Origin of the sequence: Citrobacter sp. wls711 (genome assembly GCF_005281055.1) — a bacterium.
Lineage (GTDB): Bacteria > Pseudomonadota > Gammaproteobacteria > Enterobacterales > Enterobacteriaceae > Citrobacter > Citrobacter gillenii.
In genome coordinates this window covers 254,928-270,297 of the sequence record NZ_SZXC01000027.1, presented here as the reverse complement: position 1 = coordinate 270,297, position 15,370 = coordinate 254,928, and the positions used below count along the sequence as shown (strand labels likewise).

Sequence of the window (15,370 nt, the reverse complement as noted above, 5' to 3'; positions counted from 1 at the left end):
GTGGCTTGTTACTGATGCGTGGCGGCTTTCATCGCGCTGACAAAGGCCCTTAGCTCTGTCAGCATCTGTTCTGGTGCGGCGACATTTCTCTCAATAATTTTCACAATCGCCGAGCCCGAAATCGCCCCGGCAGCACCCGCTTCAATCGCCCCCGCGACCTGCTCAGGCGCTGAGATACCGAAGCCTTGCAGCGACGGCGGTGCATTGTATTGTTTCAGCTTCTCGACCAGATGATGCAGCGGTAGCGCGGCACGATTTTCAGCGCCAGTCACGCCAGCACGAGACAACAGATAGGTATAACCGCGACCATGGGACGCAATCTGGCGCAGCAGGTCGTCATCAGCGTTCGGCGGGCAGATGAAAATCGGTGCCACGTTGTGGCGCAGTGCCGCTGTCCGGAATGGCGCAGACTCCTCAACCGGCACATCGGCGACTAACACGGAATCCACGCCGACTTTTTCACACTGGGCGTAAAATTCGTCAATGCCTTTACTGAATACCAGATTGGCGTACATCAGCAGGCCAACAGGAATATTGGGATGTTTTTGACGGATCAACGCCAGCATTTCGAAGCATTGCGACGGCGTGACGCCTGCGGCAAAAGCACGTAAGGTCGCATCCTGAATGGTCGGGCCATCAGCCAGCGGGTCGGAGAAGGGGATCCCGAGTTCGAGCGCATCGGCTCCGGCGTCGATCAGCGTATCAATAATCTTCAGCGACTGCTCAACAGAAGGGTCGCCGAGGGTGACGAAGGGGACAAATGCACCTTCTTTGCGGTCCTTCAGCTGTGCAAACAGGTTTTCATAACGTTCCATCAGATTTCCCCTCGTGCTTTCAGAATATCGTGTACGGTGAAGATGTCTTTGTCGCCGCGACCGGAGAGATTAACCACCAGCAGCTGCTCTTTGTCCGGATCCTCACGCATCATTTTCAACGCGTGCGCCAGGGCATGTGATGACTCCAGGGCCGGAATGATCCCTTCATGCAGGCACAGGGTTTTAAAGGCTTCCAGCGCTTCGTCATCGGTAATCGATACGTAATCGGCACGGCCAATACTGTTCAGGTAAGCATGCTGTGGCCCGACGGACGGGAAATCCAGACCCGCTGAAATCGAATAGGACTCTTCGATTTGCCCCTCTTCGGTTTGCATCATCGGTGATTTCATGCCGAAGTAAATCCCGACGCGACCATGCTTCAACGGCGCGCCGTGTTCACCGGATTCAATCCCGTGACCGCCCGGCTCAACGCCAATCAACCCGACGCTGGTGTCATTAATAAAATCAGCAAACATACCGATAGCATTCGACCCACCACCCACGCAGGCGATAACGGCATCCGGCAGACGACCTTCTTTTTCGAGGATCTGCACTTTGGTTTCTTCGCCGATCATGCGCTGGAACTCACGCACAATAGTCGGGAAAGGATGCGGGCCTGCCGCCGTACCAAGCATATAGTGCGCGGTATCGTAGCTGCCAGACCAGTCGCGCAGCGCTTCATTACAGGCATCTTTCAGCGTTGCGGAGCCGCTGTGTACCGGGATCACCTCGGCGCCCATCAGCCGCATACGGAACACGTTGGGAGACTGACGTTCGATGTCTTTCGCACCCATATAGATGCGACACTTCAGGCCAAGCAAGGCACAGGCGAGCGCGGAAGCTACGCCGTGTTGACCGGCACCTGTTTCAGCGATGATCTCGGTTTTACCCATACGTTTTGCCAGCAGCGCCTGACCCAACACCTGGTTAGTCTTGTGCGCACCGCCGTGCAGCAAGTCTTCACGCTTCAGATACAGGGTGGTGCGAGTACCCGCGGTGATGTTCTGGCATTTGGTCAGCGCGGTAGGGCGGCCTGCATAGTTTTTCAGCAGGTCGGTAAACTGCGCCTGAAACTCAGGATCTTTCTGCGCGCTGACGAAGGCTTCTTCCAGCTGGCGCAGGGCAGGCATCAGAATCTGTGGCACATACATGCCGCCAAATTCACCAAAATAGGGGTTGAGTAATGTTGTCATGTCCTTTTCCTTAATATGCGCGCAGTGTTTGAAAGACCGAGGTCAGCAGACGCGCATCTTTGATGCCCGGCTGCGACTCTACGCCAGAATTGAAATCGAGACCGGCACAGCCGGTTTTAGCCGCGTCGACGCAGTTATCTGCACCGAGTCCGCCAGCCAGTAAAACGTTATCCAGTGATTGCCCACCCAACAGCGACCAGTCAAAGCGCTGTCCGCTGCCGCCCTGGCCGTTGTCGAAAACGTATCTATCAACATGCTGATAGCTGCGGGCTGGCAGTGACTCGCCCACGCTCAGCGCTTTCCAGATTTGCACCTGTTGCGGTAATGCCGCACGCAGCGTATCGATATAAGTCTGATCTTCGTTCCCGTGCAGTTGCACGGCTGTCAGTGATAAATGCCCGACGGTGGAGCACACGTCATCAATATTGCTGTCGCGAAACACGCCAACGTACTGTAGCGGCGCACCGGTCATGACCTCACGCGCCTGATCAACACTGACTGCACGTGGTGACGAAGGAACAAAAATCAGGCCACCATAAATTGCGCCGGATTCATACGCCGTGTGGGCATCCTGCGCGCGCGTCAGGCCGCAGACTTTATTCTCGCCGAGCAAAACGCGACGCACCGCGGCATGCAGGTCCTGATGCGACATCAGCGCGGAGCCAATCAGAAAACCGTTGGCGAAGTGGCTGAGTTCGCGCACCTGGCCGTAGGTATTAATGCCGGACTCGCTGATGACGGTCACGCCGTGGCCCAGTCGTGGTGCCAGTTGGCGGGTGCGATTGAGGTCAATCGACAGGTCACGCAGGTCGCGGTTGTTTATGCCCACGACTTTTGCGCCAAGCGCAATGGCACGTTCCAGCTCTTCTTCGTTGCTGACCTCGGTCAGTACGCCCATTTTCAGGCTGTGCGCCACGGCGGCAAGCTGACGATATTGTTCGTCATCCAGCACGGACAGCATCAGTAAACAAGCGTCAGCCTGGTAGTGACGGGCCAGGTAAATCTGGTAAGGATCGATAATAAAGTCTTTACACAGAATCGGCTGTGGTGCGATGCGGCTGACGATGGGCAGGAAATCAAAGCTTCCCTGGAAATATTTCTCGTCGGTCAGCACAGAAATCGCCGAGGCATAATGTTTATACACACCCGCAATATGTGCCGGGTCAAAGTCATCACGGATCACGCCTTTTGACGGAGAGGCTTTTTTGCACTCCAGAATAAACGCGGTCCGCGCGCCTTGCAGCGCATCATAAAAATGTCGCGAGCTGGGCTGAACATCATTTTGAAAGCTGGCCAGCGGTTGTTGTTGTTTGCGGGCTTCTACCCAAATCGCCTTGTCTGCGACAATTTTCGCTAAAACGGTTTGCATCATTTACCCTCTTGCTGCCAGGGCGGTGACCCGGTCATAGGCCGCACCGCTACGCAGGACATTAATCACGATTTGTGCGTTGGCTTTTAAATCTTCTTCGCCGTGCAGGCGCATTAACATGGCGACATTCGCCGCCACGGCGGCCTCGTGCGCGGCTTCACCTTTACCTTGTAACAAGCGACTGAGAATGTCACGGTTTTCTTCCGGCGTGCCGCCCGCCAGCTGTTCCTGGTGATATGGCGTCAGGCCAAAGTCGTCTGCCGTTAGCTGATAACTCTTGATTTCGCCGTCATGCAATTCGGCCACAATGGTCGGTGCATGCAGCGAAACTTCATCCATTCCGCCGCTGTGCACCACGGCTGCACGCTGATATCCCAGCACGCGCAGGGTTTCGGCAATGGGCAGTACCAGTTCCGGGCTGTAGACGCCGATCAGCGCCAGCGGCGGATGTGCAGGGTTAATCAGCGGCCCGAGCACGTTAAACAGCGTGCGGGTTTTGAGCTGCTGACGAACCGGCATGGCGTGACGAAAACCGGTGTGATATTTCGGTGCAAACAGGAAACATACGCCCAGTTCGTCAAGCGCCAGGCGCGACTTATCGGCATTCATATCCAGGTTGATGCCAAAGGCCGCCAGCAGATCGGACGAGCCTGATTTACTGGAGACGCTACGGTTACCGTGCTTCGCTACCTTTAACCCACAGGCCGCGGCGACAAACGCGCTGGCGGTGGAAATGTTGATGCTGTTGCTGCCGTCACCGCCGGTCCCGACAATGTCGGCAAACAGATAGTCCGGACGTGGGAACGGCGCGGCGTTCTCCAGCAGGGCCGTCGCCGCCCCGGCAATTTCATTCGGATGCTCACCGCGCACTTTCATGCTGACCAGTGCGGCAGCCAGCTGCTCCGGCTTCAATTCACCGCGCACGACTGCAGAGAACAATTGGTGGCTCTCCTGCTGGGACAGCGTCTGGGCCTGATACAGTTTTTCGAGAATAGGCTGCAGCGTGTTGGTTTGTTCAAGCTTCTGCTGTGCCCAGGCCAGCGTTTGCTCCAGCAGACGCGCGCCCTGAGTGGTGAGAATTGATTCCGGATGGAACTGGAATCCGCACACGCGGTCGGTGTCGTGGCGAACCGCCATCACCATGCCGTTGAAGTGGGCGTTAATGGTTAGTCCCGCCGGGACGTTGCTGCCGACCAGTGAATGATAACGCGCCACAGGCAAGGGATTAGCCAGACCGGCGAACATTTCCTGACCGTCGTGTTCAATACTGGAGGCTTTGCCGTGCAGGATTTCTCCCGCCTGACCTACATATCCGCCGTAAGCTTCGACAATCGCCTGATGCCCAAGGCAAATACCGATAATCGGCAATTTGCCGCGCAGGCGAGTCAACAACTCCGGCATGCAGCCGGCTTCGCTTGGCGCGCCCGGACCTGGCGAAAGCATCAGTACCGGGTTTTTCATGGTCGCTAAGCGGTCAATTAAGGTCTGCGCCGGGATATGGTTGCGATAAATCACCACGTTGTGGCCGTTGGTACGCAGCTGATCTGCCAGGTTATAGGTAAAAGAGTCAATGTTATCGAGCAGCAGAATATCAGCCATTAGAAAATCTCCTGTGCGTGGTGTGCTGTGGCGATAGCACGCAGAACCGCACGCGCTTTATTACGGGTTTCATCGGCTTCAGACTGTGGTACAGAGTCCAGAACAATCCCGGCACCCGCCTGCACGGTGGCGATACCGTCTTCTACCAGGGCAGAACGAATCACAATGCACGTGTCCAGATCACCGTGGGCGGTGAAGTAACCGACCGCGCCGCCATAGCTACCGCGGCGGCGACCTTCAGCCTCGGCGATAAGCTGCATGGCGCGCACTTTCGGCGCACCGCTCAGCGTGCCCATGTTCATACAGGCACGGTATGCATGCAGGACGTCCAGGTCATGACGCAGTTCGCCGACCACGCGGGAAACCAGGTGCATCACGAAGGAATACCGGTCAACTTTGGTCAGGTCGGCCACGTAGCGACTGCCCGGGGTACAGATACGTGCCAGGTCATTACGCGCCAGGTCCACCAGCATCAGGTGCTCGGAAAGTTCTTTATGGTCAGTGCGCATTTCCAGCTCAATACGGCTGTCGAGATCGCGGTCCAGCGAGCCGTCAGCACGACGGCCGCGTGGGCGAGTCCCGGCAATGGGGTAGATCTCAATCTGACGGCTGGTGGCGTCGTATTTCAGCGAACTTTCCGGGGAGGCGCCGAACAACGTGAAATCGTTATCCTGCATAAAGAACATGTACGGGCTGGGGTTGCTCTTTTTCAGAACATAATAGGCAGCAAGTGGTGACGGGCAGGGCAGTGAAAAACGGCGGGAAGGCACCACCTGGAAAATCTCACCGGCACGAATAGCTTTTTGCAAACCGCGCACGACGGTACCGAACTCTTCATCGCTCTGATTACACTCGCAGCGCATTTCTGGTACTTCAATAACGGGCAGCGGCGGCGCGGGTTCGGTTAACTGCTGGCTCAAATGCGCCAGTCGGTGGGCCAGACGCTGTTTTTCTTCCTCGCAGGGCGTGAACACGCTGGCCTGAATACGGGTGCTTTTTTTCTGGTGGTCAATGACCATCAGGGTTTCGGCCAGGTAGAAGCAGTAATCAGGGCAGCGGTTGCCGGCGTCAAGCTGGGGTAAATCTTCGAATCCAGCGACCAGATCGTAGGAAAACAGACCGCCGAAGAACATGGCTTCACGCTCCTGCTCCGGCAGATTAACCAGTTCCTGCATTAAACGGAACGTGTCAAAGACCGACAGGGAACATAAGCGGGCATCTTCATCCAGCAGTGGGCTGACGGCCGGAAAACGCAACTGGCGGGCATTCGGCTGTTGTTGGTTTTCAACACCCGTTGGCAAGGCGGCATCCAGCAACGGGAGCAGGGAGGCACCATTCGCCGACAACGCCTGAATGGTAACGGTGTCACCTAAGGCGGTAATACGCAGCGCGCTGTCGACCAACAGCAGACTCTTCAGGTCGTCCTTGCTGTCGATATCGGCGGATTCCAGTAACAATGTCGCCGGGCGCGCGCCGCAGACCTGATGAAACAGCTCGGTCGGGTTGTTACGGTAGGCGGCGTCACAGGCCAGCAGTTCGAGTGTCGGTTTTTGTGTTTGCATCGTTATTCTCATTAATTTTGTTCAAAAAAAAGCCCGCTTAGTTGGCGGGCCGGGTATCTGGTTGCATATTGCAGACGTAAGACACTGCCCGAAATCAGGAAGTGCGCCACCCACCGTGCAGGACATATGTTGCTTTCATCTCAGATACCTTCTTTCTTCATGTGAACTTGCGTACTAGTTAACTAGTTCGATGGAATAAAGTCAACACCTGATTTCAGTAAATTTGTCTAAAACGCTATGATGAGCGTGATACGACATTTATTGAAACGGGAGCCGCCTTGAGCGACACGAATTACGCAGTGATTTACGACCTGCACAGTCATACAACGGCGTCCGATGGACGATTGACGCCTGAAGCATTGGTACACCGTGCGGTAGAGATGCGAGTCGGGACACTGGCGATTACCGATCATGACACCACGGCAGCGATTCCGGCGGCAAGAGAAGAAATTTCACGTTCAGGTTTAGCCTTGAAGTTGATAGCGGGCGTTGAAATTTCCACGGTCTGGGAAAACCACGAGATCCATATCGTCGGCCTGAATATCGATATCGACCACCCCATGATGCGTGCGTTTCTGGCAGAACAAATCGCGCGTCGTCAGCTGCGTGCGCAGCTAATTGCTGAGCGACTGGACAAAGCACATATTCCGGGCGCGTGGGAAGGCGCGTTACGTCTGGCTGACGGCGGGGCCGTCACGAGAGGTCATTTTGCGCGTTTCCTGGTCGAGAGTGGCAAAGCCACGACCATGGCTGACGTGTTTAAAAAATACCTTGCCCGCGGGAAAACCGGTTACGTTCCGCCACAGTGGTGTACAATAGAACAAGCTATTGATGTCATTCATCATTCTGGCGGTAAGGCGGTACTGGCTCATCCTGGTCGGTACGATCTTAGCGCTAAGTGGCTGAAAAGACTGGTTGCCTGGTTTGCCGAACATCATGGTGATGCGATGGAAGTGGCACAGTGTCAACAGTCTCCCAATGAGCGTACCCATCTGGCGACGCTGGCGCGTCAGCATCAGCTGTGGGCATCACAAGGGTCTGATTTTCATCAGCCGTGCCCGTGGATTGAATTGGGTCGTAAGCTCTGGTTGCCCGCAGGCGTTGAAGGCGTCTGGCAGCTTTGGGAACAGCCCGAGACCACTGAGAGGAAAGTATGAGTCAGTTTTTTTATATCCATCCTGATAACCCACAGCAACGCCTGATCAATCAGGCCGTTGAAATTGTGCGTAAAGGTGGGGTGATCGTTTATCCCACTGATTCCGGCTATGCGTTAGGCTGCAAAATCGAAGACAAAGGGGCGATGGAGCGTATTTGCCGTATCCGTCATCTGCCCGATGGACACAACTTCACGTTGATGTGCCGTGACCTGTCCGAACTGTCGACGTATTCATTCGTGGACAACGTTGCTTTTCGTTTAATTAAAAACAATACGCCGGGCAACTACACCTTCATCCTGAAAGGGACGAAAGAAGTGCCGCGCCGATTGCTGCAGGAAAAACGTAAAACCATCGGTCTGCGCGTACCGTCCAATCCGATTGCGCTGGCGTTGCTGGAAGCGTTGGGCGAGCCCATGCTCTCAACATCGCTGATGCTGCCGGGTAGCGAATTTACCGAGTCCGATCCGGAAGAGATTAAAGATCGTCTGGAGAAGCAGGTGGATTTGATTATCCACGGCGGGTATCTCGGTCAGCAGCCCACCACGGTTATCGATTTAACCGATGACTCGCCGGTGGTGTTGCGTGAAGGCGTCGGCGACGTTAAACCTTTCTTATAAGGGCGCAACTCGGTATACTACGCGGCCTTAAAATGGCGCTAACTGGCGCCGTTGATTCTCCTGTTCGACGCCTGTGAAGGCGACACCTAAAGGAAGCTCTATGAGCGAAAAGTTACAAAAAGTGCTGGCGCGCGCTGGCCACGGTTCTCGCCGTGAAATTGAAACCATTATTGCAGCAGGTCGCGTGAGCGTTGACGGCAAAATTGCCACGCTTGGCGATCGCGTTGACGTAACACCGGGTCTGAAAATCCGTATCGACGGTCATCTGATTTCGGTTAAAGAATCTGCGGAACAAATCTGCCGCGTTCTGGCGTATTACAAGCCGGAAGGTGAATTGTGTACCCGTAACGACCCGGAAGGTCGTCCGACCGTCTTTGACCGTCTACCAAAACTGCGCGATGCGCGCTGGATTGCGGTGGGTCGTCTGGACGTGAATACCTGTGGTTTACTGCTGTTCACCACCGATGGTGAACTGGCGAACCGTCTGATGCACCCGAGCCGTGAAGTTGAGCGTGAATACGCGGTGCGTGTGTTTGGCCAGGTGGATGAAACGAAACTGCGTGACCTGAGCCGTGGCGTGCAACTCGAAGATGGTCCGGCCGCATTTAAAACCATCAAGTTCAGCGGTGGTGAAGGGATTAACCAGTGGTATAACGTCACCTTGACCGAAGGGCGCAACCGCGAAGTGCGTCGCCTGTGGGAAGCCGTTGGCGTGCAGGTGAGCCGTTTGATCCGCGTACGTTACGGTGATATTCCGCTGCCGAAAGGTCTGCCGCGTGGTGGCTGGACGGAGCTTGACCTCGCCCAGACAAACTATCTGCGTCAACTGGTGGAACTGCAGCCGGAAACCAGCTCGAAGGTTGCTGTTGAGAAAGACCGTCGTCGCATGAAAGCGAACCAGATCCGCCGTGCAGTTAAACGTCACACCCAGGTCGGCGGTAGCCGTCGTCCGGGCGGTCGTAACAACAACGGTTAATCATGACCAGGCCTGATAAGCAAAGCGCCATCTGGCGTTAGCGTGGAGCCGGATGCGGCGCAAACGCCTTATCCGGCCTACACTCAATAATCGATCCCTATTTGGGCTTTCACCCCCGCCTCAAAGGCGTGCTTGACCGGGCGCAACTCGCTGACCGTATCAGCTAATTCCAGAATATCGCGATGGCATCCTCGACCAGTGATAATCACCGTCTGGTGAGAAGGGCGCGCGCTTAAGGCGTCGAGCACCTCTTCCAGCGGTAGATAGTCATACGCCACCATGTACGTCAACTCATCCAGCACCACCATATCGAGCTCAGGATCGGCCAGCATCCGTTTACCGTGCTCCCACACGGCCAGACAGGCAGCGGTGTCAGAATCTCGGTTTTGCGTCTCCCAGGTAAATCCTGTCGCCATGACCTGAAACTCCACGCCGTGGGGTTCCAGTAAGTTTCGTTCGCCGTTGGGCCACGTGCCTTTAATGAACTGCACCACGCCGACTTTTTTACCGTGACCGACCGCGCGCGTGGCGGTACCAAATGCAGCGGTGGTTTTCCCTTTACCGTTGCCGGTAAAGACGATGATGATACCGCGCTCGTCCTTTGCGGCGGCAACGCGTGCGTCAACACGGTCTTTTACGCGCTGCTGGCGCTGCTGATAGCGTTCTTCACTCATTGGGCAATTCCTGGTTTACGGCCCGGTTGGGCGTCGAAGGTCATACCGGTTTTACGCCGGCTGTCGTCGCCCATCAGCCACAGGTACAGCGGCATAATGTCGGCGGGTGTTTTTAATTTTTGTGGATCTTCTGTCGGGAATGCGCTGGCACGCATGCCGGTACGCGTGCCGCCAGGATTAATACAGTTTACGCGCAAATGATGGTTTTGATACTCGTCTGCCAGCACCTGCATCATGCCTTCGGTGGCAAACTTCGAGGTTGCATAGGCCCCCCAGTTGGCGCGTCCCTGACGACCAACGCTGGATGAGGTAAAGACCAACGATCCAGAATCAGACTTAAGCAACAAAGGGAGCAGCGCCTGGGTCAGCATAAAGGTGGCATTGACGTTTACCTGCATGACCTCCTGCCAGACCTGCGGAGTTTGTTCGATCATCGGACCGATTTCACCCAGTAACCCGGCATTATGCAACACACCATCCAGACGCGGGTAATGGGCGTTGATTCGCTGCGCCAGTTCATGGCACTCAGTGGAAGTACAGGTCAGCAGATCCAGCGTAAACCACTGCGCGGGCGCGCTGTTTTCTGCGGCAACGGCCTGGGCGACCTGACGAAGTTTCTCTTCATTGCGCCCGAGCAGAATCACGGTTGCACCGTAGCGGGCATAGGTCAGCGCAGCTTCTCGACCGATGCCATCGCTGGCTCCGGTGACCAGAATAATGCGATCCTGTAACAGATCTTGTTTGGGTTGGTAATGCACGGTTACTCCTCGGCGACGCTCTGGCCATCCCGTTTTCTATAACTTGTCGGTTTTATGCCTTAAACCCTGCTATTTTTCAATCAGCCAAAGGTAATAACACCGTAAAATGAACACTTTGTCATGCTTTTTACCGATTACCATGCGGATGGATGAAGCAAGACGGGTTAACACACCTGTTGTACACTGAGCGAAAGTTGCGTTGTTTAACCAAGGTGGGATTCGTGGAATTGTTGTCTGAATATGGGCTGTTTTTGGCAAAAATCGTCACAGTGGTAGTGGCGATTGCGGTGATTGTTATGCTGATCGTCAATGCGACACAACGCAAGCGTCAGCGCGGTGAACTCCGGGTCATTAATCTCAGTGAACAATATAAAGAGATGAAAGAAGACCTGGCGATGTCTTTACTGGACAGCCACCAACAAAAGCTCTGGCATAAAGCGCAGAAAAAAAAGCACAAGCTGGAAGCGAAGGCGGCCAAAGCCAAAGCAAAATTGGGAGAGAATACATCGTCGGGTAAACCGCGTGTCTGGGTGCTTGATTTCAAAGGCAGTATGGATGCCCATGAAGTCAGCGCGCTGCGTGAAGAGGTGACGGCGGTACTGGCGGTAGTAAAACCACAAGATCAGGTGGTTATTCGCCTGGAAAGCCCCGGCGGTGTGGTGCATGGCTATGGGCTGGCGGCATCACAATTGCAGCGTCTGCGCGATAAGCAGATCCCATTAACGGTGACGGTCGATAAAGTTGCCGCCAGCGGCGGATACATGATGGCCTGCGTGGCAGATAAAATTGTTTCGGCACCGTTTGCTATTGTGGGCTCAATTGGCGTGGTGGCGCAGATCCCTAACTTTAACCGTTTCCTGAAAGGCAAAGACATTGATATTGAGTTGCACACTGCCGGGCAATACAAACGGACGCTGACGCTGCTTGGTGAGAACACGGAAGAGGGGCGGCAGAAATTCCGCGAAGATCTGAACGAAACGCATCACCTGTTTAAAGATTTTGTGCACCGCATGCGTCCGACTCTGGACATTGAACAGGTTGCCACCGGGGAACACTGGTTCGGTCAACAGGCGCTGGAAAATGGGCTGGTGGATGAGATCAATACCAGCGATGAGGTGATCCTGAGTTTGATGGAGGGTCGCGAAGTGCTTAACGTACGCTATCTGCAGCGCAAAAAACTGATGGACCGTTTCACTGGTAGTGCAGCGGAAAGTGCGGATCGCTTGCTGCTGCGCTGGTGGCAGCGTGGTCAAAAACCGTTGATGTAAAATTGTCATTGCCGGATGGCGATGCTAAAGCATCTTATCCGGCCTACAGGATCGTCGCATCGTAGGCCGGATAAGGCGGAGCCGCCATCCGGCAAATCATTTCTTGTATTAATCGATCAGGTGATACTTTTCAGAAAGGACATGCGCCAGGTGTTTAAACATATTAAACACTGCGGTGCTTTTTGGCGTAGGAAGCCCTTGTTCATCTAAAAAGTAATCTCCGCTGAAAACCAGCACGCCATTACGCTGTGTGACGCCGGTGGCGACAATCCCCGCCAGCGTGTCCTCATGCTCACGAATGATTTTGTTGGCTTCAATCAGCAGAGTTTCGCGATCGATGGGTTGAGTGTCTTTATGCATTATTTACTCCTTAAACAAGGACATTAGTCTACGCCGAGCCCGCCTTATGGGCAAATATTCCCTGATAAAAGAGCGGGTCTTACGATAGTGTGCCTACTGGCGAGATTTGTTTTTGCATGCTAATAAAGTTGCGTAACGCATTTTATCAGGTACAGTGTGACGCTTTCGTCAATCTGGCAACAGATTTGCTTGACATTCGACCAATATTCCGTCGTGCTTTAGCGAATTCGTGAAAAAAATCCTGTTAACTCAGTTAGATGGGAGTTACATTACGAACCCGTGACCGGTACCAGGGTTGATATCCGCCGACGCAGAGACCATATCGATGTCTCGTCGCCAGTGGAAGGTGAATCAACGCGCGACGCATTCCTGGAAGAATCAAATTAGGTAAAGGTGAATATGGGTAAAGCTCTTGTCATCGTTGAGTCCCCGGCAAAAGCCAAAACGATCAACAAATATCTGGGTAATGACTACGTGGTGAAATCCAGCGTCGGTCATATCCGTGATTTGCCGACCAGTGGCTCAGCAACTAAAAAGAGCGCCGACTCAACCGCCACCAAAACGGCTAAAAAGCCCAAAAAGGATGAACGTGGCGCTCTCGTCAACCGTATGGGGGTTGACCCTTGGCACAACTGGGATGCGCGCTATGAAGTGCTGCCCGGTAAAGAGAAGGTCGTCTCTGAACTGAAACAATTGGCTGAAAAGGCCGACCACATCTATCTCGCAACCGACCTTGACCGCGAAGGGGAAGCCATTGCATGGCACCTGCGGGAAGTGATCGGGGGCGACGACACCCGCTACAGTCGCGTGGTGTTTAATGAAATTACCAAAAATGCCATTCAGCAGGCGTTTGAAAAGCCGGGCGAACTGAACATCGACCGTGTCAATGCGCAACAGGCACGCCGCTTTATGGACCGCGTTGTGGGCTATATGGTGTCGCCGCTGCTGTGGAAAAAGATTGCTCGTGGCCTGTCTGCCGGTCGCGTACAGTCGGTCGCCGTGCGCCTGGTTGTAGAGCGTGAACGTGAGATCAAGGCATTCGTTCCGGAAGAATTCTGGGAAATAGATGCCAGCACCACGACGCCTTCCGGTGACGCGCTGCCACTGGAAGTCACGCACCACAACGAGAAGCCGTTCCGTCCGGTTAACCGCGAACAGACACTTGCTGCGGTAAGCCTGCTGGAAAAAGCACGTTACAGCGTGCTGGAGCGTGAAGATAAGCCGACCAGCAGCAAACCTGGCGCGCCGTTCATCACCTCTACGTTGCAACAGGCTGCCAGCACCCGTTTGGGCTTTGGCGTGAAGAAAACCATGATGATGGCGCAGCGCTTGTATGAAGCGGGCTACATCACCTATATGCGTACTGACTCAACCAACCTGAGCCAGGATGCGGTTTCTATGGTCCGCGATTACATTGGCGAAAACTTTGGTAAAAAGTATTTGCCGGAGAGTGCAAACCAGTACGCCAGTAAAGAAAACTCGCAGGAAGCGCACGAAGCCATCCGTCCTTCAGACGTCGCCGTCCTGGCTGAATCGCTGAAAGATATGGAAGCTGATGCGCAAAAACTGTATCAGCTGATCTGGCGTCAGTTTGTCGCCTGTCAGATGACGCCAGCTAAATATGACTCCACCACGCTGACCGTTGGCGCAGGTGATTACCGCCTGAAGGCGCGCGGTCGTATTCTGCGGTTTGATGGCTGGACTAAGGTCATGCCAGCCCTGCGTAAAGGCGATGAAGATCGTATCTTACCGGCGGTGGATAAAGGCGATGTGCTGACATTGGTTGAACTGACCCCCGCACAGCACTTTACCAAACCGCCTGCGCGCTTCAGCGAAGCGTCACTGGTTAAAGAGCTTGAAAAGCGCGGTATCGGTCGTCCATCTACTTATGCGTCGATCATCTCTACGATTCAGGACCGCGGCTATGTCCGTGTTGAGAACCGTCGTTTCTACGCAGAAAAAATGGGTGAAATCGTCACCGACCGCCTGGAAGAAAACTTCCGCGAATTGATGAACTACGATTTCACCGCGCAGATGGAAAACAGTCTCGACCAGGTGGCGAAACACGAAGCCGAATGGAAGGGCGTGCTCGACAACTTCTTCAGTGATTTTACTCAGCAACTCGATAAAGCCGAGAAAGATCCTGAAGAGGGCGGTATGCGTCCAAACCAGATGGTTCTGACCTGTATCGACTGTCCAACCTGTAGTCGTCAGATGGGTATCCGTACCGCCAGTACCGGTGTATTCCTCGGTTGTTCCGGTTACGCGCTGCCACCAAAAGAGCGCTGCAAAACCACCATTAACCTGGTGCCGGAAAACGAAGTGCTGAACGTGCTGGAAGGCGATGACGCGGAAACTAACGCGTTACGCGCGAAGCGCCGTTGCCAGAAGTGCGGCACGGCGATGGACAGCTACCTCATCGATCCAAAACGTAAGCTGCATGTGTGTGGTAACAACCCAACCTGCGACGGTTACGAAATCGAAGAAGGCGAGTTCCGCATCAAGGGCTACGACGGTCCGATCGTCGAGTGCGAGAAATGTGGTTCTGAAATGCACCTGAAAATGGGGCGTTTCGGTAAATACATGGCGTGTACTAACGACGAGTGTAAAAACACCCGTAAGATCCTGCGTAATGGCGAAGTTGCGCCACCGAAGGAAGATCCGGTTCCGCTGCCGGAATTGCCGTGTGAAAAATCGGACGCGTATTTCGTGTTACGTGATGGCGCAGCAGGTATCTTCCTGGCGGCGAATACCTTCCCGAAATCGCGTGAGACGCGTGCGCCGTTAGTGGAAGAGCTGTACCGCTTCCGCGATCGTCTGCCGGAAAAACTGCGCTACCTTGCCGATGCGCCGCAGACCGATCCGGATGGCAACAAAGCGATGGTGCGTTTTAGCCGTAAAACCAAGCAGCAGTATGTGTCTGCCGAGAAAGACGGTAAGGCGACCGGCTGGTCCGCATTCTTTGTTGACGGTAAGTGGGTAGAAGGCAAGAAGTAACAGCCTGACAGTTTGACATCGCCTT

At 54.6% G+C, this 15,370-nt stretch carries 13 protein-coding genes and 1 other annotated feature; of the genes, 5 read left to right on the top strand and 8 right to left on the bottom strand.

The genetic code is table 11. From position 1 onward, the window contains the following. Positions 1-8 precede the first annotated feature (8 nt). From trpA to FDW98_RS13770, 5 genes are read right to left on the bottom strand one after another with little or no spacing between them, the layout of a single operon-like run. Positions 9-815, bottom strand: coding sequence for a tryptophan synthase subunit alpha (gene trpA, locus FDW98_RS13790; RefSeq protein WP_096756812.1), 807 nt, complete (start codon positions 813-815; stop codon positions 9-11). Beyond that, positions 815-2,008: a tryptophan synthase subunit beta gene (trpB, locus tag FDW98_RS13785; protein ID WP_096756813.1), complete on the bottom strand. Its 1,194-nt coding sequence runs from the start codon at positions 2,006-2,008 to the stop codon at positions 815-817. The genes trpA and trpB overlap by 1 nt, the downstream gene beginning before the upstream one ends. A gap of 10 nt (positions 2,009-2,018) precedes the next feature. Further along, a complete protein-coding gene (gene trpCF, locus FDW98_RS13780) occupies positions 2,019-3,380 on the bottom strand; it encodes a bifunctional indole-3-glycerol-phosphate synthase TrpC/phosphoribosylanthranilate isomerase TrpF (RefSeq protein WP_226794623.1) in 1,362 nt (453 codons plus the stop codon). Continuing rightward, on the bottom strand, positions 3,381-4,976 hold the full coding sequence (gene trpD / locus FDW98_RS13775) for a bifunctional anthranilate synthase glutamate amidotransferase component TrpG/anthranilate phosphoribosyltransferase TrpD (RefSeq protein WP_096756814.1): 1,596 nt from the start codon (positions 4,974-4,976) through the stop codon (positions 3,381-3,383). It lies immediately after the preceding gene. Beyond that, positions 4,976-6,538 (bottom strand): anthranilate synthase component 1, encoded by a 1,563-nt coding sequence (locus FDW98_RS13770; RefSeq protein ID WP_096756815.1) that lies wholly within the window; start codon positions 6,536-6,538, stop codon positions 4,976-4,978. The genes trpD and FDW98_RS13770 overlap by 1 nt, the downstream gene beginning before the upstream one ends. A gap of 23 nt (positions 6,539-6,561) precedes the next feature. After that, positions 6,562-6,656: a sequence feature (Trp leader region), on the bottom strand. Between the two features lie 160 nt (positions 6,657-6,816). On the opposite strand from FDW98_RS13770, the gene rnm reads away from it, so the two are divergent. The 3 genes from rnm to rluB all read left to right on the top strand — a co-directional run bounded on the left by rnm (position 6,817) and on the right by rluB (position 9,288). Then, complete coding sequence (gene rnm, locus FDW98_RS13765; RefSeq protein WP_096756816.1) at positions 6,817-7,695, top strand: RNase AM; 879 nt, start codon at positions 6,817-6,819, stop codon at positions 7,693-7,695. Continuing rightward, positions 7,692-8,312: an L-threonylcarbamoyladenylate synthase gene (locus FDW98_RS13760; RefSeq protein WP_096756817.1), complete on the top strand. Its 621-nt coding sequence runs from the start codon at positions 7,692-7,694 to the stop codon at positions 8,310-8,312. Before rnm ends, FDW98_RS13760 begins: the two co-directional genes overlap by 4 nt. A gap of 100 nt (positions 8,313-8,412) precedes the next feature. After that, a complete protein-coding gene (gene rluB, locus FDW98_RS13755; RefSeq protein WP_096756818.1) occupies positions 8,413-9,288 on the top strand; it encodes a 23S rRNA pseudouridine(2605) synthase RluB in 876 nt (291 codons plus the stop codon). Between the two features lie 83 nt (positions 9,289-9,371). Here the strand turns inward: rluB and cobO are convergent, their stop codons facing one another. Both cobO and FDW98_RS13745 read right to left on the bottom strand, forming a co-directional pair. Then, a complete protein-coding gene (cobO, locus tag FDW98_RS13750; RefSeq protein WP_096756819.1) occupies positions 9,372-9,962 on the bottom strand; it encodes a cob(I)yrinic acid a,c-diamide adenosyltransferase in 591 nt (196 codons plus the stop codon). Beyond that, a complete protein-coding gene (locus tag FDW98_RS13745) occupies positions 9,959-10,720 on the bottom strand; it encodes a YciK family oxidoreductase (RefSeq protein WP_096756820.1) in 762 nt (253 codons plus the stop codon). Before FDW98_RS13745 ends, cobO begins: the two co-directional genes overlap by 4 nt. Before the next feature lie 221 nt (positions 10,721-10,941). On the opposite strand from FDW98_RS13745, the gene sohB reads away from it, so the two are divergent. Next, a complete protein-coding gene (gene sohB / locus FDW98_RS13740; RefSeq protein WP_096756821.1) occupies positions 10,942-11,988 on the top strand; it encodes a protease SohB in 1,047 nt (348 codons plus the stop codon). A 108-nt stretch (positions 11,989-12,096) separates the two neighbouring features. On the opposite strand, the gene FDW98_RS13735 is transcribed toward sohB, so the two are convergent. After that, positions 12,097-12,348, bottom strand: coding sequence for a YciN family protein (locus FDW98_RS13735; protein ID WP_003020616.1), 252 nt, complete (start codon positions 12,346-12,348; stop codon positions 12,097-12,099). A gap of 399 nt (positions 12,349-12,747) precedes the next feature. Between FDW98_RS13735 and topA the strand changes: the two genes are divergently transcribed. Continuing rightward, positions 12,748-15,345, top strand: a complete 2,598-nt coding sequence (gene topA, locus FDW98_RS13730) for a type I DNA topoisomerase (protein ID WP_096756822.1) — start codon at positions 12,748-12,750, stop codon at positions 15,343-15,345. Positions 15,346-15,370: the final 25 nt, after the last annotated feature.